The sequence below is a fragment of the Virgisporangium aurantiacum genome (assembly GCF_016863635.1).
GTDB lineage: Bacteria > Actinomycetota > Actinomycetes > Mycobacteriales > Micromonosporaceae > Virgisporangium > Virgisporangium aurantiacum.
Map to the genome: position 1 here is coordinate 216,263 of NZ_BOPG01000024.1, position 19,214 is coordinate 235,476.

At 72.0% G+C, this 19,214-nt stretch carries 16 protein-coding genes; 11 read left to right on the plus strand and 5 right to left on the minus strand.

Annotated elements, in window-relative coordinates; genetic code table 11:
* Positions 1 to 28 precede the first annotated feature (28 nt).
* Both Vau01_RS19470 and Vau01_RS19475 read right to left on the minus strand, forming a co-directional pair.
* On the minus strand, positions 29 to 1,633 hold the full coding sequence (locus tag Vau01_RS19470; RefSeq protein ID WP_203995175.1) for an ABC-F family ATP-binding cassette domain-containing protein: 1,605 nt from the start codon (positions 1,631 to 1,633) through the stop codon (positions 29 to 31).
* Positions 1,626 to 2,237, minus strand: a complete 612-nt coding sequence (locus Vau01_RS19475; RefSeq protein ID WP_203994698.1) for a TetR/AcrR family transcriptional regulator — start codon at positions 2,235 to 2,237, stop codon at positions 1,626 to 1,628. The genes Vau01_RS19470 and Vau01_RS19475 overlap by 8 nt, the downstream gene beginning before the upstream one ends.
* 83 nt (positions 2,238 to 2,320) lie before the next feature.
* Here Vau01_RS19475 and Vau01_RS19480 point away from each other — a divergent pair, with 83 nt between their 5' ends.
* On the plus strand, positions 2,321 to 2,752 hold the full coding sequence (locus Vau01_RS19480) for a DUF4345 domain-containing protein (RefSeq protein WP_203994701.1): 432 nt from the start codon (positions 2,321 to 2,323) through the stop codon (positions 2,750 to 2,752).
* Here Vau01_RS19480 and Vau01_RS19485 read toward each other — a convergent pair.
* A complete protein-coding gene (locus tag Vau01_RS19485) occupies positions 2,685 to 3,725 on the minus strand; it encodes a helix-turn-helix domain-containing protein (RefSeq protein WP_203994704.1) in 1,041 nt (346 codons plus the stop codon). The genes Vau01_RS19480 and Vau01_RS19485 overlap by 68 nt on opposite strands.
* Before the next feature lie 94 nt (positions 3,726 to 3,819).
* Here Vau01_RS19485 and Vau01_RS19490 point away from each other — a divergent pair, with 94 nt between their 5' ends.
* The 3 genes from Vau01_RS19490 to Vau01_RS19500 are packed head-to-tail and all read left to right on the plus strand — an operon-like array spanning position 3,820 to position 8,119.
* The gene (locus Vau01_RS19490) at positions 3,820 to 4,731 is read left to right on the plus strand and encodes an alpha/beta hydrolase (RefSeq protein WP_239151708.1); all 912 of its coding nucleotides are present in this window, start codon (positions 3,820 to 3,822) and stop codon (positions 4,729 to 4,731) included.
* Between the two features lie 11 nt (positions 4,732 to 4,742).
* The gene (locus Vau01_RS19495; protein ID WP_203994710.1) at positions 4,743 to 6,428 is read left to right on the plus strand and encodes an ABC transporter ATP-binding protein; all 1,686 of its coding nucleotides are present in this window, start codon (positions 4,743 to 4,745) and stop codon (positions 6,426 to 6,428) included.
* On the plus strand, positions 6,425 to 8,119 hold the full coding sequence (locus Vau01_RS19500) for an ABC transporter ATP-binding protein (protein ID WP_203994713.1): 1,695 nt from the start codon (positions 6,425 to 6,427) through the stop codon (positions 8,117 to 8,119). The genes Vau01_RS19495 and Vau01_RS19500 overlap by 4 nt, the downstream gene beginning before the upstream one ends.
* A gap of 13 nt (positions 8,120 to 8,132) precedes the next feature.
* On the opposite strand, the gene Vau01_RS19505 is transcribed toward Vau01_RS19500, so the two are convergent.
* A complete protein-coding gene (locus Vau01_RS19505; RefSeq protein ID WP_203994716.1) occupies positions 8,133 to 9,341 on the minus strand; it encodes a cytochrome P450 in 1,209 nt (402 codons plus the stop codon).
* A gap of 90 nt (positions 9,342 to 9,431) precedes the next feature.
* Here Vau01_RS19505 and Vau01_RS19510 point away from each other — a divergent pair, with 90 nt between their 5' ends.
* Positions 9,432 to 11,441, plus strand: coding sequence for a bifunctional 3-deoxy-7-phosphoheptulonate synthase/chorismate mutase (locus Vau01_RS19510; protein WP_203994722.1), 2,010 nt, complete (start codon positions 9,432 to 9,434; stop codon positions 11,439 to 11,441).
* Here Vau01_RS19510 and Vau01_RS19515 read toward each other — a convergent pair.
* Positions 11,438 to 12,163 carry a VOC family protein gene (locus Vau01_RS19515; RefSeq protein ID WP_203994725.1) on the minus strand — a complete coding sequence of 242 codons (726 nt, stop codon included), beginning with the start codon at positions 12,161 to 12,163 and terminating at the stop codon, positions 11,438 to 11,440. The genes Vau01_RS19510 and Vau01_RS19515 overlap by 4 nt on opposite strands.
* Before the next feature lie 383 nt (positions 12,164 to 12,546).
* Here Vau01_RS19515 and Vau01_RS19520 point away from each other — a divergent pair, with 383 nt between their 5' ends.
* Genes Vau01_RS19520 through Vau01_RS19545 form a run of 6 tightly spaced genes read left to right on the plus strand, consistent with a single transcriptional unit; the run spans position 12,547 to position 19,198 of the window.
* Positions 12,547 to 13,401, plus strand: coding sequence for a fatty acid desaturase family protein (locus tag Vau01_RS19520; RefSeq protein ID WP_203994736.1), 855 nt, complete (start codon positions 12,547 to 12,549; stop codon positions 13,399 to 13,401).
* On the plus strand, positions 13,398 to 14,549 hold the full coding sequence (locus Vau01_RS19525) for a 3-oxoacyl-ACP synthase III family protein (RefSeq protein ID WP_203994738.1): 1,152 nt from the start codon (positions 13,398 to 13,400) through the stop codon (positions 14,547 to 14,549). The genes Vau01_RS19520 and Vau01_RS19525 overlap by 4 nt, the downstream gene beginning before the upstream one ends.
* 2 nt (positions 14,550 to 14,551) lie before the next feature.
* Entirely contained in the window at positions 14,552 to 15,604 is a 1,053-nt protein-coding gene (locus Vau01_RS19530; RefSeq protein WP_203994740.1) for a MupA/Atu3671 family FMN-dependent luciferase-like monooxygenase, read from the plus strand.
* Positions 15,604 to 17,406, plus strand: coding sequence for a beta-ketoacyl reductase (locus tag Vau01_RS19535; protein ID WP_203994742.1), 1,803 nt, complete (start codon positions 15,604 to 15,606; stop codon positions 17,404 to 17,406). Before Vau01_RS19530 ends, Vau01_RS19535 begins: the two co-directional genes overlap by 1 nt.
* The gene (locus Vau01_RS19540; protein WP_203994744.1) at positions 17,406 to 18,611 is read left to right on the plus strand and encodes a beta-ketoacyl-[acyl-carrier-protein] synthase family protein; all 1,206 of its coding nucleotides are present in this window, start codon (positions 17,406 to 17,408) and stop codon (positions 18,609 to 18,611) included. Before Vau01_RS19535 ends, Vau01_RS19540 begins: the two co-directional genes overlap by 1 nt.
* Entirely contained in the window at positions 18,611 to 19,198 is a 588-nt protein-coding gene (locus Vau01_RS19545) for a sterol desaturase family protein (protein WP_203994746.1), read from the plus strand. Before Vau01_RS19540 ends, Vau01_RS19545 begins: the two co-directional genes overlap by 1 nt.
* Positions 19,199 to 19,214 lie beyond the last annotated feature (16 nt).

Genomic DNA, 19,214 nt, shown 5'->3' on the forward strand with positions numbered 1-19,214 from the left:
TCGGGGACAATTCACCAAGGAGTGACCGTCAGTCCGTATGCAGGTGGCCGTCGGCGACGTGCCAGGTGCGGGTGCAGCCGATCGCCGTGGCGAAGCGGGCGTCGTGGGTCACCACGAGGAGGGTGCCGCCGAACTCGGTGAACGCCTGCTCCACCACGTCGAGGGCGTCGAAGTCGAGGTAGTTGGTGGGCTCGTCGAGCAGCAGGGTGCGGGCCGGCGAGTTCGCCATCACGGCCAGCAGCAGCCGGCGCAGTTCGCCGGCCGACAGCGCGCGCAGCGGCCGGTGCCACTGGTCGGGCCCGAACAGGTACCCCTCCAGCAACTGCTCGGCGTCCTCGGCGTACAGGGCGAGGCGCGACCGGAGGTAGTCGAACACGGTGACGCCGGTGCGCACCGCGTCGTGCGTCTGCGGCAGGAGCACGCCGCGGCCGGTCACCGTGCCGGCGTCGGGTTCGAGGTGACCGGCGAGCACGCGGAACAGCGTCGACTTCCCGGCGCCGTTGCGGCCACCGATCAGCACGCGGTCTCCACTGTGGACGGTCAGGTCGACGTCGCGCAGGATCGTGTTCCCGCCGAGGGCCACGGTGAGGCCGGACGCTTCCAGAACCGGGCCGGCTTCCTCGGCGTCCACCTGCATTTTCAACACGAGCGGCGGCCGCGTCTGCGGTTCGGCCAGCCACTTGGTGGCCATCATCTGCCGGCGCAGTCGCCGTTCCCGCGCCTTGGCCTTCTTCGCGACCTTCTTCGCCAGCCGATTCTGCTGGTCGCGGCCGCGCTTGGGGATCGTGGCCTCCTTGTCGGCGGCGTACTCCTTCGTCTTCTCGATGTCGGCCTCCCAGCGGCGGCGGTCCTTCTCCTGCGCCTCGTAGTCGAGGAGCAGCCGCTCCCAGCGCCGCAGCTTCTCGGCGCGGTACTCGGTGTAGCCGCCGGTGTAGAACTGGGGTTCCTCGTGGATGCCGTCGAGTTCGACGATCCGGGTGACGACGCGGTCGAGAAAGTCGCGGTCGTGGCTGACGACGAGGATGCCGCCGGGGAACCGGGCCAGCCACTCGCCGAGCCAGGCGATGCCGTCGGCGTCGAGGTGGTTGGTCGGCTCGTCGAGCAGCAGCAGTTCCGGCGACTCCAGCAGCACGCGGGCGAGCGTGAGGCGGGCCTGTTCGCCGCCGCTGATCTCGCCCAGGGTCGCGGCCTGCGGCAGGTGCGCGATGTCGAGGCGTTGCCGCACCTGCGCGAGCCAGGTCTCGGCGTTCCAGCCGGCCAGGTGGGTCCAGCGGTCGTCGAGGTCGCCGTACTCGCCCAGCACCCGGTGGTCCTGTTTCATCTGCTCGCGGAGGATTTCGAGCCGCGCGTTCACCGCGACCAGTTCGCCCAGGCCCTCGGCGAGGAAGTCGCCCACCGTCGCGGTCGGATCCGGGACCTGCTGGGTGAAGTACCCGACCGTGGTGTCGGGGGAGCGGAGCACCTGACCGTACGTCGGCGGCTGGACCCCGGCGAGCACGTTCAGCAGCGTCGACTTCCCGGTGCCGTTCGGGCCGACCAGGCCGATGCGGTCGCCGCGGCCGACGATCAGGTTCAGCTTCTCGAACAGCGTGTCGCCGTCGTGGCGCTTGGCGAGGGACACCGCTTTAAGCATGGACACCCCGCCGATTCTGCTCGATCCGCGGCACCAGGTCGCCGAGGGCACCGGTGAAGGCGCCCATGCAGACCGCGTGCAGGTCGGCCCGGCTGAAGTTCCGGTCGGCGAGCCAGTCGAGCACCAGGACGCGGACGAACACCAGCCACGCGGTCAGCACCGCGGCGAGGCGGTCGCGGTCGGACCCGTCGAGGCCGCTCACGTCGATCATCCGTTGGCGCAGGACGGCGAGTTCGCCGGTGATGATGGCCTGGATGGTCGGGTCGCCGGCCAGGGTGCGGTTGGCGGCGAGCACGGCGCTGGCGTTGGCGGCGAAGTACTCGATGTGGGTGTTCAGGCCGTCGCTGACCTGGTCGACGAACGGGGTGTCGGTGTCGAGTTCGGTGGCGTCGAGCAGGCCGTCGGCCGCCTCCCGGTAGACGGCGGCGAACAGGTCGTGCTTGCTCGGGAAGTGCTTGTAGAGCAGGGCCCGGGAGACGCCGGCGCGCTCGGCGATCTCCTCCATGAGCACCGACTCGTACGGCCGCGTCGCGAACATCCCGGCACCGACGTCGAGCAGTTGACGGCGCCGGTCCTGCGGCGTGAGGCGGCGTCGGGTGGGCACGGGCAAAGCATAGTTGACGCGTGTCTACCGGCTGTCGTAGCGTGCTTGGTAGACACACGTCTACTTATTGTCGGGGGCGTTGGATGGCACGCGTTCTGAAATGGCTCGCCGTCACGATGGGGATCGCCTGCGTGGCGATCGGCGTCTACCACGTGGTGCTCGGCATCGGGTCGGTGCCCGGCGAGGGAACGGCCGACACGGAGGCGGGCATCACGGTCGACAGCCGGGAACGCTTCTACAACGCCATCTTCGTCGGCTACGGCGTGGCGTGGCTGTGGGCGGCCCGGCAGACGCCGATCCCGGCGACGGTCGTGCGCTGGCTGGCCGGCGTCATGTTCCTCGGCGGCATCGGCCGGGTGCTGTCGATGGTGCAGTACGGGGCGCCGCACTGGTTCCAGATCCCGCTGACCGTCATCGAACTCGTGGTGCCGCCGCTCTTCGTGTGGCTCAGTCGTCCAGCAGGCGCCACGCCGTCAGGGCCAGTCGCGCCCGCAGCAACCCGTCGGACGCCGTGAGCTCGATGCCGAGGGCCTGGCCGAGCTGGTCGAGCCGCCGGGCGACGCTGCTGTGGTGCAGGTGCAGCGCGTCGGCCGCGCGGCGCAACGAGCCGGTGACGCAGTAGGCGTCCAATGTGGACAGATCCGTCGGGTTGGCGGCCAGCCGGGCGATCGCCGCGACGTCGGTGTTGCACCGGGCCGTCTCCGGTGGCACCTGGGCGAGGAGCGCCAGCGCACCCAGGTCGTCGTGGTGCACCACCGGCTCACGGTCGGTGGTGAAGCGCAGCGCGGTGCGGGCGTCCCGCCAGGACCGGTCGGGTCCGCCGGCGGCGCCGATGCCCGCCCTGGCGCCGGCCGGGAACCGCGCCGGGTCGACGGTGGTGGCCAGCAGTACGCCCACGTCGGCGAGCGGTGCGGCCTTCACCAGGCGGGCCGGGCAGACCATGCCGCCGATGCGGTCGAGCGGCACCGTCGAGCGCACGGCCACCACGCGCACCGGGACGTCGGCGGAGAACCCGAGCAGCCGCATCGCCCGGGCCCGGGCGGCCTCGTCGGTGTCGGCGCTGATCACCAGCTCCACGAGCGCGGGGTCGGCCATGGTGGCCCGGGCCGGGCCGTAGCGCTCGACGACGGCGGCGGCGGCGATCGCGAGGCGGTCGAGCACCATCTCGTCGAGCAGGGCGGGCGGGCCGGCGCGTTCGAGCCAGACCGTGCCGATCTCCTCGTCGTCGAGCAGGATCGGCGCCGTCGTGGACGGTTCCGTCCCGTCGGGCGGTTCGGGGGCCGGGCGGCCGTCGGGTCCCATGCGGATCACCCGGGCCGTGCCGGTGAGCCGGATGCCTGCCACGCACTCCGCCAGCCCGGCCGTGGCCCGGGCGAGCGCCGGAAGATCGACCCGACGGCGCATCAGCGTGTCGTAGAACATCACGACCCGGATCGCGCCCTCGGCCTGCGAATCCAGCTGCGACAGCCGCTCGGCCAGTGCTTCCACGTTACCGACCATAGCGACGATCGGCGCGCGAACCACACCGGATGCGCGACGGATGTCGGCTGACCGGGCCGCGCCGAGCGCTCAGACTGATCGCATGGATCCCGAACTGGAAGCCTTCGCCGTCCTGTTCCCGGATGCCGACCTGTCCGACCCGGTCGCCGCGCGCACGAAGTTCGCCGGGCTGGCCGCGTCGATCCCGGCGCCGGACACCTCGGCGATGAAGATCGAGGACCTCGTCGTCCCCGCCGACCCCGACGTGCGCGTGCGGATCTACCGCCCGGACTTCGCGCAGGGCACCCTCATCTGGATGCACGGCGGCGGGTTCGTCATGGGCAACCTCGACACCGAGCACCCGTGGGCGGCCCGGCTGGCCGACGGCTCCGGTGTCGTGGTCATCTCGGTGGAGTACCGGCTGGCCCCCGAGAACCCGTTCCCGGCCGCGGTCGACGACGTCTACGCGGTGCTCACCTGGGCCGCCGGGAACGCCGACGACCTCGGCATCGACGCCGACCGGATCGCCGTCGGCGGGCACAGCGCCGGCGCCGGGATCGCGGCCGGGGTCGCGTTGCTGGCCCGCAACGAGGGCGGACCGCCGATCCGGTTCCAACTGCTCAACCAGCCCGCGCTCGACGACCGGCGGCTCACCTGGTCGGCGCGCAACTTCACCGACATCCCGTGGATGAACAGCGCCAAGGCCACCCAACTGTGGCGCTACTACCTCGGCCCGCAGCCGGACTCCACACCGGTCTCCCCGTACGCCTCACCGGCGCGCGCGGTCGACCTCGCCGGGCTGCCGCCCGCGTACATCGGCACCGCCGAGTACTGCCCGAACCGCGACGAGGACATCGAGTACGCGCTGCGCCTGCTGCAGGCGGGCGTGTCGGTGGAACTGCACCAGTGGCCGGGCACGTTCCACGGGTCGCAGGCGATCCTGTCGGCCGAGATCTCGCAGCGTCAGATCGCCGAACTCTGCGCGGCCGTTCGCCGCGCCGTGGCCGACCAATGAGAGGTAAGACCTTGTCCCTGCGGCCGTTCGTCCCGACGTTCGCGGTCGTGGTGGCCCTCCAGGTCGTCGGCGGCGTCGCCGGGCTGGTGCCGTTGCTGGCCGTGGTCGAACTCGGACGTACGTTGCTGTCGCCGGGCCCGATCGAGGACGGCCACGTGCGCGCGATCGTGGTCGTCGGCGCCGTGGGCCTGCTCGTGCGCCTGGCGTGCACCGGCACGGCGTCGGGGATCGCGCACGCGCTCGACGGCCGGGTGCAGTTGGCGTTCCGCCGGCACCTGGCCGAGCGGCTCGGCCGGGCGCCGATCGGCTGGCTGTCCCGGCGCCGCACCGGCGAACTCGCCAAGGTGGTCGGCGACGACGTCAGCGCCGTCCACCCGTTCATCGCCCACACCCCCGGCGACCTGACGGCCGCGTTCGTGGTGCCGCTGGTGTCGCTGGCCTACCTCTTCACCGTCGACTGGCGGCTGACGCTGATCACGCTGATCCCGGTGGCGCTGGCCGTCGCGCACGTGCCGTTGTTCATGACGCCGCGCCGGGCGCGCCAGCAGGGCGAGTTCGACGCGGCCATGGGCCGGATCTTCAACTCCGTCGTCGAGTTCGTGCAGGGCATCGCGGTCGTCAAGGCGTTCGGCGGCACCGGACGCGCGCACCGCGCCTTCCGCGACGCCGTCGACGAGTTCGTCACCACGTTCCTCGGGTGGGTGCGCGGCATCTCCGTGGTCGCGGCCGGGATGCAACTGGTGCTGTCACCCCCGTTCGTGCTCCTCGTGATCCTGATCGGCGGCGCGGTGTTCGTCACCGACGGCAGCCTGCCCCCGGCGGACCTGCTGCCGTTCCTCCTGCTCGGGCTCGGCCTCACCGCGCCGGTTGCGGCCCTCGGCCACGGCTTCGACGACCTCCAGGCCGCCGGGCGCGCGGTGAAACGGATCCGGGACGTGCTGGGCGTGGCGCCGCTGCCGCAGGCGGACCGTCCGGTGCCCGCCGACGGCCACCGCGTCGAGCTGCGCGGCGTCCACTTCGGATACGACGCGGACCGCGAGGTGCTGCGCGGAATCGACCTGGTGCTCGAACCGGGCACGGTGACGGCGGTGGTCGGGCCGTCGGGCAGCGGCAAGTCGACACTGGTGCAACTCCTTCCGCGGTTCTTCGACCCGACCCACGGGTCGGTGACGGTCGGCGGCGTCGACCTGCGGGAGGTCGAGAACCTCTACGGGATCGTGTCGTTCGTGTTCCAGGACGTGCGGCTGCTGCGGGCATCGGTCACCGAGAACATCGCGCTCGCGGTGCCTTCCGCTTCCACCGCGGACGTGGTGCGCGCCGCGCGCATGGCCAACATCCACGACCGCATCGGCACGCTACCGCGCGGGTACGACACGATTCTCGGCGACGACGTCACCCTGTCGGGCGGCGAGGCGCAACGCATCGCGATCGCCCGCGCCCTGCTCGCCGACACGCCCGTTCTGGTGCTCGACGAGGCGACCGCGTTCGCCGACCCGGAGACCGAACGCGCCGTCCGGCACGCCCTGCGGGGCGACCGCACGATCCTCGTCATCGCGCACCGCATGGAGACGGTCGCCGACGCCGACACGGTGGTGGTCCTCGACGGTGGGGTGGTCGTCGAGCGCGGCCGGCCGGCGGACCTGCTGGCCGGCAACGGGATTTTCGCCGACTTCCACCGGAAAGGTGCGCTCCGATGATCCGCCTGCTGCTGCGCGTCCTCGGGCCGACGTACGCGGGGCCGGTGCGCCGCACCGTCGTCCTGATGACGGTGACCGGCGTCGTCGAGGGCCTGTCCTACGCGCTGCTGGTTCCCGTGCTGCGGGCCCTGCTCGGCCCGACGCCCGGCGACGTGTGGCCGTGGCTGGCCGTGTTCGGCGGCGCCGTGACGGTGTACGCGGCGCTGCGGTTCTTCAGCGACCTGTCCGGTTTCCGGGTCGGCGTCACGTTGCTGCGCGGCGTCTACCACCTGCTCGGCGACCACCTGGCGAAGCTGCCCGTCGCCTGGTACACGGCCGGCCGGGTGGGCGAGGTGTCGGTGCTGGCGAGCCGCGGCGTCCTGTCCGCGATGAGCGTCATCGCGCACCTGTTGTCGCCGCTCGTGTCCGCCGCGGTGACACCGGCGACGATCGTCGTCGTGATGCTCGCGTTCGACTGGCGACTCGGGCTCGCCGCGTTGCTCGCCGCGCCGGTCGTCGTCCTGATCCAGCGGTGGTCGAGCCGGTCGGTGGCGGCCACCGACACCGGGCGCGCCCGGAACGACCGGGAGGCGACCGCGCGCGTCATCGAGTACCTCCAGGCACAGCCGGTGCTGCGCACCGGTGGCCGCACCGGCGAACGCTTCCGCCTGCTCGACGACGCGCTGCGGGGCGTGCGGCGGGCGTCCAGCCGGATGATGCTCGCGACCCTGCCCGGCGTGATCGGCCTGACCCTGACGGTGCAGGCCGTGTTCACCGCGCTGCTGGCGCTCGGCGCGTACCTCGCGCTCGGCGGCGACATCGGGGTGGCCGAGGTCCTGACCATCCTCGTGCTGGCCGCCCGGTGCGCGGACCCGTTGCTGTCACTGGCCGAAGCCGGCGGCAAGATGCGGGTCGCGCGGGCGGAACTGGTCCGCCTCGACGCCGTGCTGCGCACGCCGCCCCTGCCGGAGCCGGCCGAACCGGTCAGCCCGAACCGCAGCGACCTCGAGTTCGCGTCGGTCGGGTTCCGCGACGTCCTCGACGACGTGTCGCTGGTCGTTCCGGCCGGCCGGCGGCTCGCCGTGGTCGGGCCGTCGGGCGCCGGCAAGACCACGCTGCTGCGGATGCTGGCCCGGTTCGCCGACGTCGACCGCGGCGCCGTCCTCGTCGGCGGCGTCGACGTCCGCGACATCGGTACCGCGGGGCTGATGGAGCGCCTCGCGATCGTCTTCCAGGACGTCTACCTCTTCGACGGGACGATCGAGGAGAACGTGCGCCTGGGCCGCCCCGACGCCGACGACGCCGCGGTCCGCGCGGCCGCCACCGCCGCCCGCCTCGACGAGGTGGTCGAGCGCCTGCCCGGCGGCTGGTCGACGAACGTGGGCGAGGGCGGCGCGCTGCTGTCGGGCGGCGAGCGCCAGCGGGTCTCGATCGCGCGGGCACTGCTGAAGGACGCGCCCATCGTGCTCCTCGACGAGGTGACGTCGGCCCTCGACCCGGTGAACGAGGCGGCCGTGCACGAGGGCATCGAACGCCTGATGGCCGGCCGCACGGTGGTGCTGGTCGCGCACCGCCTGCACACCGTCAGGACCGCCGACCTGATCGTGTTCCTCGACGGCGGCCGCGTGATCGAGCAGGGCACCCACGACGAGCTCCTGGCGCTGGGCGGCCGCTACGCGGCGTACTGGGACCTGGCCACGGCCGGCCGCTGAGCGCGTCCTCCGCTCACCCGGACAGGTGCAGCGTCCGCGGACCCCGCACGTTCAGGGTCGTCTTGAGGGTCACCGGACGGCCGGGCGTCGGGCGCAGTTCCGGCAGGCGTTCGAGCAGCAGGCCGAGCGCGACGCGGGCCTGTACGCGGGCCATCGGCGCGCCCACGCAGGTGTGCGGTCCGGCGCCGAAACCGAAGTGGCGGCTCGGCGTGCGGGTCACGTCGAAGCGGTCCGGGTCGGGGTAGCGGCCCTCGTCGCGGTTGGCGGAGGCGAAGACGAGCAGCACGTCGGCGTCCGCCGGGATCTCGACGCCGCCGAGGGACGCCGCACGCGTGGCGCGACGGAAGATCGTCGGCACCGGCGACTCGAACCGCAGCACCTCCTCGACGGCGTTGGACCCGAGGTCGGGTCGCCGGCGCAGCAGGTCCCACTGGTCCGGGTGCCGGAGGAACACGCGCAGCGCGTTGCCGATCGTGTCGGTGGTGGTGATGTGGCCGGCGCCGAGGGTGCTGCACAGCGTCTGGACGACCTCGGCCTCCCGGTCGAACGTGAGCTCGCCCGGTGCGAGGGCGGCGACGACGTCGCTGATCAGGTCGTCCTTCGGGTCGGCGTGCCGCTGCCGGACGTAGCCGGCGATCAGCCGCTGCAGGGCGACGGCGTCGCGGGCGGCGGCCGCCTCGCCGTCCTCGGTGAGGTCGGCGCTGCCGAGGCTGAACAGCGCCTCGCTGCCCCGCCGCGCCGTCTCGACGTCGGCGGTCGCGATGCCGAACACCAGGGCCGCGGTGTGCGCGGGCAGCGGTGACGCGAAGCCGGCGACGACGTCGCCGCCGGTGTAGGTCCGGACGAGTGCGGCGGCGCGGGCGCGGATGTCGGGCTCGAGCGTCTTCACCGTCGCGAGCGTCAACCGCTTCGCGTAGGGGGCGCGGAAGCGCCGGTGGACGTCCCCGTCGGAGGTGATGTGGTCCGGGGTCGGCGGGTAACCGTCGGCCAGCGCGGCGAGCGTCGCCGGGTACAGGTCCCGCACCGGCCGCAGGCTGTTCGACGACGAGAAGCCGGCCGGATCCTTGAGGATCGCGTCGACGTCGGCGAACCGGGTGACCACCCAGGCCCGCAGGCGCGGCGACCAGAAGACCGGCTCGGTGCGCCGCGCCTCCGCGTAGAACGGATAGGGGTCGTGCAGGTGCGCCCCGAGCGGGTCGAAGCTCTCCGCGAACTCTGTCATCGACGACCAACAATGGCCGACCGTGGCCCGCGCGACAAGCCCCGGCCATGCCTCATCCGGAAGACGCCGCCGACGTGCTAGAGAGAACACATGAGCGGCACACCCGAACTGGCGTCTCTGCGCGCCGAACTCGACGACATCGACCGCACCCTCGTCGAACTGATCGCCCGGCGGCTCGACACGGTCACGGCCGTGGGCAAGGCCAAGGCGAACTCCGCGACGCCGGTGCGCGACGTCGAGCGCGAGCGCGCCGTGCTGGAGGCCGTCGAGGCGGTGGCCCGCCGGCACGGGGTGTCCGGCGACCTGGTCCGGCGGGTGTTCCGGGAGATCATCGGGCACGCCGTCGACCGGCAGTCGGCCGACCTGATCGCCACGTCGGCGAAGACGGTCACCGTCGGGTTCCCCGGTGCCGAGCACTCCTACAGCCATCTCGCCGCCGCGAAGCACCTGGCGGGCCGGGGCGAGGCCGCCGGGTTCACCGGCTACGGCAGCTACGCCGACGTGCTGGCGGCGCTGGAGACGGGGGAGTGCGACCTCGCCGTCCTCCCGATCGAGGACACCACCGCCGGCAGCATCAACCAGGTCTACGACCTGCTGCGGCTGCGCGAGATCGCGGTCGTCGGCGAGGAGACGTGGCGGATGAACCACTGCCTGGCCGCGGTGGGCGACGTGCCGCTCGGTGCGCTCACGCACGTCCTCGCGGATCCGCGCGGCCTGGAGCAGTGCGCGGACTTCCTCCGGTCGCTGCCCGCCGCGATCACCGTGCACATCGCCGACGGCGGCGAGGCGATGCGGGCCGTCGCGGAGCGCGCGGACGCCTCCTACGCCGCGATCGGCTCGCCGGAGGCGGCCGACGCGCACGGCCTCACCGTGCTGCGGCCGGGCATCGCCGACGCGGAGGAGACCTTCACCCGGTTCGTCGTGCTGGCCGCGACGCCGATCGAGGTCGACGCGCGGGTGCCGAGCAAGACCAGCCTCGTGCTGACCACCCGCCACGAGGAGGGCGCGCTGCTGCGCTGCCTGGAGATCCTGGCCGGCAGCGGCCACTCGCTCACCAAGCTGGAGTCGCGCCCGCGCCCCGGCCGGCCGTTCGAGTACCTGTTCTTCGTCGACTTCGAGGGCAACGTCGCCGACCCGCGCACCCAGTTGATGCTCGACGAACTGCGCAGCGCCGCGCTCTACATCAAGGTGCTCGGCAGCTACCCGGCGAAGGTCACCCGCACCGAGCCGCAGCCCGGCGCGGTGCCGCAGGCGTCGGCCGAGGCGTTGGAGGCCGTCGTGGTCGCGCCGGTCGCGGCCGTCGCGTCGAAAAAGGCGAAAAGACTGGTGGACCGCGAGACGCGCGGCGAGGACACCCTGGTGCGCGTCGGCGACGTGCTGGTGGGTGGCGACGGCTTCGTGGTGATGGCCGGCCCGTGCTCGGTGGAGTCGGCCGACCAGATCCGGGCGACGGCGCGCGCGGTGAAGGACGCGGGTGCGCACCTCCTGCGCGGCGGCGTGTTCAAGCCGCGCACGTCCCCGTACGCCTTCCAGGGCCTGGGCTGGGACGGCCTGGCCCTGCTCGCGGAGGCCGGCCGCGAGGTGGGCCTGCCGATCGTCACCGAGGTGATGGCGGTCGAGCAGGTGCAGCGGATGGCCCTGTCGGCGGACCTGCTCCAGGTCGGCGCGCGGAACATGCAGAACTTCGACCTGCTGCGGGCGCTGGGCAAGGTCGACCGGCCGGTGCTGCTCAAGCGCGGCCTGTCGAGCACGATCGACGAGTGGCTGGGCGCGGCCGAGTACATCCTGGCCGCCGGCAACCAGCAGGTGATCCTGTGCGAGCGCGGCATCCGCACGTTCGAGTCGGCCACCCGCAACACCCTCGACCTGTCGGCCGTGCCGGTGCTGCACGAACGCACCCACCTGCCGGTGATCATCGACCCGAGCCACGGCACCGGCAACCGCCGGTACGTGGCGCCGATGTCGCGGGCGGCCCGGGCGGTGGGCAGCCACGGCCTGCTGATCGAGGTCCACCCCGAACCGGACACGGCTCTGTCCGACGCCGACCAGAGCATCGACCACGCCCAGTTCGCCGCCCTGATGGCCGGCCTGTCGCGTTAGGCGTCCCAGATGAAGCAGAAGGGCTTGCCGGCGGGGTCGGCGTACACGCGCCAGTTGTCGCCGCCGCCCTCGCCCTCGCCGGGCAGGCGGGTGGCGCCGAGCGCGAGTGCCGCCTCCCCGGCCGCCTCGACGTCGTCGACCCGCACGTCGAGGTGGAACTGCTGGGGGTGGGCCGGGTCGGGCCAGCGCGGCGGCGAGTACTCCGCCACCTGCTGGAACAGGACGGGCTGGGCGCCGTCGGCGCCGATCATCGCCATGCCGTCGCCGTCGTAGGTGACCGGCTTGCCGAGCAGGTCCGCGTAGAACCGGCTCAGCGCCTTCGCGTCGGGGCAGTCGAGCATGACGCCCATCAGCGTGACGCGGGGGTCGTCGGCGTTGATGCACAGGTCGAACGGGTGCCCGGCCGGGTCGGCGAGGGTGTGCCAGCGCTCGTTGCGCCGCAGCAGCGTCGCGCCCAGTTCCTCGGCCCGGGCGGTGGCCGCCGCCAGGTCGGGCACCCGCAGGTCGAGGTGGGCCTGCTGGGGATGGGCGGGGTCCGGCCAGTGCGGTGGCACGTGGTCGGGTGAGACCTGGGTCGCGATCCGCCAACCGTCGTCGGTGACCATGGTGATCCACTCGTCGTCGCCGTAGATCTGTGTCCAGCCGGCGAGGTCCTGGTAGAACCGGGCCAGGCCGGCGTGGTCACGGGCGTCCAGGACGACGGTCTTCAGCGTGCCGATCATCGTTCCATGATTGCCGAGAAGTCGACGGACCGTGGTCTGTCCTCAGTGGACAGTCATCTGAACGCGGTTACCAATGAGTAAAGAATACGCTGAAACATTCTTGAAACAGGTATGCCATGCGCGTCTATCTTGACCTGTCAATCAGGTTCTGAGCAGGCATTCTGCACTGTCATTGTGATTAGTTGACCGGCCGTCGGCCCATGATCGTCACCCACGATCCGACCACTTCGCGAGATGTCCGATTCCGTCACTGTGATGCGTTGCGGTCGAGGGGTAGCATGTAGCGCTCGACCTTAATGTGATCGGGGGCGGTCGGGGTGACGGCGGTGTCTGCGCGCCGGGGTAACTTGTCGGCGGAGCATTTCCAACCAGTTTCCTGGCAGATGTGGAAACTGCTTTTCTATGTCGCATTGGTGGTCGGCGCGATCGCGTTCGGCTCGATGTATTCGGGTCGGCTCGAACTCGTCGCGCAGGGTGCCGCGCTCGTCGTGGGCGCCTTCGGGTACATCGGCGTATTCGGCCTCATGCATGAATCCGCACACGGGCATCTGGCCCGAACCGGTCGGCTGAACCGGATCTTCGGCGAGATCCTGTCGGTCGTCGTGGGCACGTCGTACCCGGGCTACCGCACCGCCCACCTCACGCATCACGCCCGGTTCCGGTCCGACCGTGATCCGCAGGAGGTCATCCACCCGCGCCGGCCGAAGCCGATTATGGCGGCCCTGTTGATCGTCGCCACCGTGATCGGCGCGCCCGTGTTCCTGCTTGTGAAGGCGCCGTTGATCGCGGCGAAACGGGGAAAGGTGATACGCGCGATCTGGGGTCCGCTGGCGTCGATCACATTTTATGTGACGCTCGGCCTGATACTGCCCGATGCGCAGGCGACGTTCCTGATTCTCACCATCGTCGCGGCCTATGTACTCGGCAGTATGAACGACATCGTGTACCACCAGGGCCTGGTCGACGACGACAGTTTGCAGGCCAGCACGTCGTTCGAATGCGACGTCTTCGGGCAGGCATTCCTCAGCGGCGCGAACCGGCACGCCGAGCACCACCTGTACCCGAACATTCCCGGTCCGCGCCTGGTCAAGGCGTCGAAGGAACTGCGCGGCGAGTTGGAGGACGCCGGGGTGCCGTTCGAACGTGCGTTCTCCATCGCGTTCGTCAAACGGTTGACCGTCAACCCGGTCTTCCTGCCGCCGCCGGGGCCCGACGAGCTCGCCGAGATCAGCAAGTGAGCGCCGCGCGCCCGTACCGGATGATCTCCACCGAGCTGAGCGTTCTGGGCACCGGCGTCTCGCTGCCGGGCCTGCCCCGCACCAACGACGACATGGTCGCCTTCATGGCGCTGGCGGCCAGCCGGCACACGTCGGAGTTCGTGGGGAAGATCGCCGACCAGCTCGGGGTCCACCACCGGTACCTCTCCCGTGATCTCGCGGCCACCCGCGAGCTGCCGCGCCCCGGCGACACCAACCCGGAGCTGTGCGAGCGCGCGGTCCGAGCCGCGCTGGCCGAGGCCGGTCTCGGCGTCGGCGACCTCGACCTGCTGATCGGGCACACCACGTCGCCGCACACGCTGCTGCCGCCGAACATCGCCTGGGTCGCCGACCGGCTCGGCTACCCGGGGCAGTTCATGGAGCTGCGGCAGGCGTGCACCGGCTTCGCCAACGCGCTCACGATCGCGAGCTCGATGCTCACGTCCGGCGCCGCCGAGCGGGTCTGCATCGTCGGCAGCGAAACGGGCTCGGTCCTCTTCGACGTCGAAGACGCGCTGCGCGACCGGGGCCAGCTGGTCAACGTCTCCGTGATGGGCGACGGCGCCGGCGCGGTGATCCTCTCCCGGCACGACGGCGGCGGCGGGCCGCACATCCGCGACGTCTACTTCGGCACCCGCGGGCTGGGCAAGCCGTCCGGGTTCAGCCTGATCGCCGGTGGCTCCTCGCAGCCGGCGCACGCCACGGCCGACCCGTCGGCCAAGCGCGGCTGGATCAACGACTACACGCTGGCCCGCGCGGAGGGCATGGAGCTGTTCACGTCCGGGTTCGCGGCGTTGACGTCCACCGGTCTCACCGACCGGGGCATCACCCGGTACCTCACGCACCAGACCAACGGGCGGATGGCCGAGGTGCTGTCGCCGGTGCTGGGTGTCGCCGAGAACAAGTTCCACAACTGCGCGGCCGACTACGGCAACACCGGGTCGGCGTCCACGTGGATCGGCCTGCACAGCGTGCGCGAGCAGCGGCGGCTGCGGCCGGGGCAGGTGCTCGGCGTGCTCGGTGCCGAGGCCACCAAGTTCATGTTCGGCGGCTTCACCTACGTCGAGGGCGTCCGCGCGGGTCTGATCGACGAGACGCCGGCCGAGCCGGCGATGTCAGGGGTGGCGTGACCATGCGGCTGAGCGTCATGTTCTTCTCCGGTGCCCTGGAGGCGAAGACCGGAGACCAGTACCGCACGATCCTCGAGCTGGCCGAGTTCGCCGACCGGCACGACTTCGCCGGCATCTGGCTGCCGGAGCGGCACTTCGCCAGCTTCGGCGCACCGTTCCCGAACCCGTTGCTGCTGCTGGCCGCCGTGGCCGCCCGCACCGAGAAGCTCACGCTGCGGTCCGGCAGCCTGGTGGCGACGCTGCACGACCCGATCCGGGTCGCCGAAGACCTCGCGGTGCTCGACAACCTGTGCGGCGGCCGGCTCGAAGCGGGCTTCGCCTCCGGGTGGCTGCCGACCGACTTCGCGTTCTTCCCCGACCGCTACGAGAAGCGGCACGCCCTGCTGTTCGAGCTGATCGACCAGGTGCAGGCGATGTGGCGGGGCGGGCTGCACGACGCCCGGTCGGGCTCCGGCGAGGACATCCGGGTCCGTGCGCTGCCGCGTCCCGTCCAGCGCGACCTCACGGTGTGGATCGCCGCCGCGCAGAGCATCGAGACGTTCCGCAGCGCCGGCCGGCGGGGTGACGGCGTGCTGACCCACATCCTCGACGGCAACCTCGACAAGCTGCGCGAGAACATCGGCGCCTACCGCGACGAACGGGAGAAGTCCGGCCTCGACCCGGCCGGCGGGCGCGTCGCGGTCATGCTGCACACCTACGTCGGACCCGATCGCGACGAGGTGATCGAGACCGTCCGCGCGCCGTACACCGACTACCTCAAGACGATGGCGCCGCTGGCCCGGGGCCTGGCCACCGCCCGCAACCGCAACGTCGACCTCAACCGGCTGAACGCCCGCTACGTCGACCAGTTCGTCAAGGTCCACTTCGAGCGCGCGCTCGACGGCCGGTCGCTGATCGGCACGCCGCGCGACGCCCTCGACACCATCGGGATCATGCGGGACGCCGGCGCCGACGAGATCGCCTGCCTGGTCGACTTCGGCCTGCGCGGCGACCAGGTCCGCACGCAGCTGCCGTATCTGAGCGAGGTCAACGAACACGTCCGGGGGGATGCGTGATGACCATGGGGTTTTCCGAGATCGAGGCCGACGACGCGACGCGGATCCTCACCCTGCAGTGGGAGAAGGCCGAGGCGTTCGAGCCCCGTCCCGGCGCGGCGGGGGAGGCCGCCTGGGTGATCCGGTCGTGGGGGCCGAGCCGGGCCGCCGACGCGTTCGCCGACGCGCTGCGGGCGGCCGACCCGTCCGTCACCCTGGTTCGTGACGACGCGGCCGGGACAGCGGCCGGGACGGCGGCCGGGATCGCTGCCGCCGACCCGCGGTACGTCTTCTTCGTCGACGAGACCGCGCCGATGGCCGAGGTCGACCTCGCCGACGACGCCAACTGGGCGTGGGCGCACGCGGTCGTCCGGACGTGCCAGGAGGTCGCCGCCCGGCCGGGGTCGCGGGTCTGGCTCGTCACGCGCACCGGCCTGCACGGGCCCGGGCACAGCGACACGGTCCGGCCCGAGCACGACTTCGTCTGGGCGATCGGCCGGTGCCACGCCACCGAGAGCGCCGACAGCTGGGGCGGCCTGGTCGACGTGAAGGTCGATGACCCCCGCGCGGCCGGCGACATGCTCGCCGCCTACCTGCTGTCCGGGTCGGCGGAAGACGAGGTGCTGCTGCACGACGACGGGCCGTTCGTGGCCCGCCTCACCGCGTCCGAACTGCCGCCCACCGACAGCGGCCAGGGCATCTCGATGGACCGCCTGCACATCGTCAGCGGTGGGGCGCTGGGCCTGAGCTTCGAGATCGAGCGCTGGCTGGCCCGCGCGGGCGCGACGCGGATCCTGGTTCTCGGCCGCAGCCCGCTCGACGCCGACCGCGGGCGCAACCTGCGGCTGCTGGAGGGCATGGGCGCCACCGTGGAGTACGAGGTGCTCGACGTCGGCGACCCGGAACAGGTGCGCGGGCTCGCGATCCGGCTGCGCGAACGCGGCGAGTCGATCGGCGGGGTGTTCCACCTGGCGTCGTCCTGGCGGCTCGACGGCGAGTCGTGCGTGGCGCCGCTGGCGACCGCCACACCCGAGCAGACCCGGGTGCTGCTCGGCGCGAAGGCCAGCGGCGCGCTGCTGCTCGCCGATCTCGCCGAGGGGCTGGGCGCCGAGGCGATGGTGCTGTTCTCGTCGGCGGCCGCCACGCTCGGGTCACCCGGCCAGGCGAACTACGCGGCGGCGAACGCCGTGCTCGATGGCGTGGCGCGGCGCCTGCACGGCGGCCGCGTGCGCGCCGTCAGCCTCGCCTGGGGGCCGATCGGCGAGGTCGGGTTCGGCGCCTCACGGGAGGGTGCCGACCTGCACGAGGTGTGGGAACGGCTGGGCCTCAAGCGGCTGACGGTCGACCGGGTGCTGTCGACGGTCACGATGGCGCTGTCCCAGGACGAGCCGAACCTGTCCGTCGTCGCCTGGGACGAGACCGCGCTGGGCGCGCTGCCGTGGTTCGGGCAGCGGCCGGTTCTGGAGCGGCTGGCCACCGCCGAACCCGTCGGCCTGTCGTTGGACGGCCTCGCCGACCTGGCGGGCGGGGAGCGGATCCGGTACATCGTCGACGTCATCCGCGGGCACCTGGCCACGATGCTGGGCGAGGCACCCGCCGACGTCGACCCCGACCGGCCGCTCGTCGACCTGGGCCTCGACTCGCTCATGGCGCTCGAACTGCTGTTCATCGTCGACCGCGAGTTCGCGGTGAGCCTCGAACTGCACGAGGTCATGGTCGGCATGGACGCCACGCTGACCACGATGGCGACCCGGCTCGACGAGCGGATCCGCGTCTCGCCGCAGTCGGTGCTCGCCGCCGACGGCACGAGCGGACCGCGCTGATGCGGGGGGTCGCCGTCTCCGGGCTCGGCGTGCTGACGTCGATCGGCGCCGACCTGAAGACGTTCTGGGGGAACCTGGTCGAACCGGTGCCCACGTTCGGCCCGCCGTCGGCGTGCCCGCAGGTGCGGGTGCCGGTGGCCGAGATCGGGTCCACCGACTTCATCACCGGATCGGTGCTGCCCAAGCCGGCGCTGTGCGACCGGTCGGCGCTGGTCGCCGTCGCGGCGGCGAAGAGCGCGCTCGACGACGCGGGCCTCGCACCCGACTCGGTCGCACCCGACCGGGTGGCCGTGATCATCGGCAGCGGCGCGGCCGGCGTCGCGACGATCGAGGAGCAGTACGACCTGCTGTACCGGCAGCGCCGGCCGCGGGTCAGCCCGCTGACGGTCCCGAAGATGATGAGCAGTTCACCGGCCAGCTGGATCGCGATCGCGTTCGGGTTCCAGGGGCCGGCGTTCGTGGTGGCCAGCGCGTGCGCGTCGGCCACGCACGCCATCGGGATCGCCGCCCAGCTCGTCGAGTCGGGGGCGGTCGACGTCGCGGTGTGCGGCGGCACCGAGGCCTACCTGGCCGAGGGGCCGCTGCGGTCGTGGGAGGCGCTCGGCGTGCTGGCGAAGGACACCTGCCGGCCGTTCTCCGCCAACCGGGCCGGGCTGGTCCTCGCCGAGGGCGCGGGAATGCTGGTGCTCGAGTCCGTCGCGCACGCCCGGGCCCGGGGCTTCGTTCCGCGCGCCGAGGTGCTGGGCGCCGGGTGGAGCGCCGACGCCGGTCACCTCACCCGGCCCGCCGCCGCCGGAATGGCCGCCGCCATGCGCAAGGCGCTGGCCGCGGCGGAGATCGCACCCGGCGAGGTCGACTACATCAACGCGCACGGCACCGGCACGCCGGCCAACGACCCGACCGAGACGGTCGCGCTCAAGGACGTGTTCGGCGAGGTGCCGCTGATGTCGTCGACGAAGGGCACCACCGGCCACGCGTTGGGCGCGTCGGGCGGCATCGAGGCGGTGGCGGCCCTGCTGGCGGTGGAGCACGGCGCGGTGCCGCCGACGGCCAACTACGAGGCACCCGACCCGGAGTGCGACCTCGACTGCGTCCCGAACGTGGCCCGCGAGCACCCCGTCCGCACCGTCATGTCGAACTCGTTCGCGTTCGGTGGGCTCAACGCATCCGTTCTATTCCAGATCACAGGCAAGGGGGACAGGTGATGTCGACAGCGTCGTTCGTAGGCTTCTTCCTGCTCGGCGTCGTGCTGTGGACCGCCCTGGAGTGGCTCATCCACGGCAAGGCGGGACACCGCAAGAAGGCGAAGAACCCGTTCGCGAAGGAACACGCGAAGCACCACGCGACCACGAGCTACATCGCCGGGTGGCCGATCAAGTTCGTGATCGTCACGCCGGCGTCCCTGCTCGTGTGGGGCGCCCTCATGCCGGTGATGGGCAAGGTGAACGCCGCCGGGATCGTGGCCGGGCTCGCGCTCATGTACCTGTACTACGAGGCGGTGCACCGGTCCATCCACCGCCGCGCGCCGCGCAACCGGTACGACCGGTGGATCCGGATCCACCACGTCTACCACCACTTCCACAACCCGCAGCAGAACTGGGGCGTCACGTCCCCGTTGTGGGACAAGGTGTTCGGCACCTACGTGAAGGTGGAGCTGCCGGTGTCGATCCCGGAGAAGCACGTGTTCCCCTGGATGCTCGACCCCGACACCGGTGACCTCGCCGCCGCGTACGCCGACGACTACGTGATCCGCCAGCGCCGTCGCGACGGCGCTCCGGTCGAGACCGGCTGAGAAGGCAGCCCCGGCA

Coding starts and splice junctions, on each gene's coding strand:
- Vau01_RS19470 (WP_203995175.1), bottom strand. CDS start 1,633: ATGCTTAAAGCGGTGTCCCTCGCCAAGCGCCACGACGGCGACACGCTG.
- Vau01_RS19480 (WP_203994701.1), top strand. CDS start 2,321: ATGGCACGCGTTCTGAAATGGCTCGCCGTCACGATGGGGATCGCCTGC.
- Vau01_RS19490 (WP_239151708.1), top strand. CDS start 3,820: ATGGATCCCGAACTGGAAGCCTTCGCCGTCCTGTTCCCGGATGCCGAC.
- Vau01_RS19500 (WP_203994713.1), top strand. CDS start 6,425: ATGATCCGCCTGCTGCTGCGCGTCCTCGGGCCGACGTACGCGGGGCCG.
- Vau01_RS19505 (WP_203994716.1), bottom strand. CDS start 9,341: ATGACAGAGTTCGCGGAGAGCTTCGACCCGCTCGGGGCGCACCTGCAC.
- Vau01_RS19510 (WP_203994722.1), top strand. CDS start 9,432: ATGAGCGGCACACCCGAACTGGCGTCTCTGCGCGCCGAACTCGACGAC.
- Vau01_RS19515 (WP_203994725.1), bottom strand. CDS start 12,163: ATGATCGGCACGCTGAAGACCGTCGTCCTGGACGCCCGTGACCACGCC.
- Vau01_RS19520 (WP_203994736.1), top strand. CDS start 12,547: ATGTGGAAACTGCTTTTCTATGTCGCATTGGTGGTCGGCGCGATCGCG.
- Vau01_RS19530 (WP_203994740.1), top strand. CDS start 14,552: ATGCGGCTGAGCGTCATGTTCTTCTCCGGTGCCCTGGAGGCGAAGACC.
- Vau01_RS19535 (WP_203994742.1), top strand. CDS start 15,604: ATGACCATGGGGTTTTCCGAGATCGAGGCCGACGACGCGACGCGGATC.
- Vau01_RS19540 (WP_203994744.1), top strand. CDS start 17,406: ATGCGGGGGGTCGCCGTCTCCGGGCTCGGCGTGCTGACGTCGATCGGC.
- Vau01_RS19545 (WP_203994746.1), top strand. CDS start 18,611: ATGTCGACAGCGTCGTTCGTAGGCTTCTTCCTGCTCGGCGTCGTGCTG.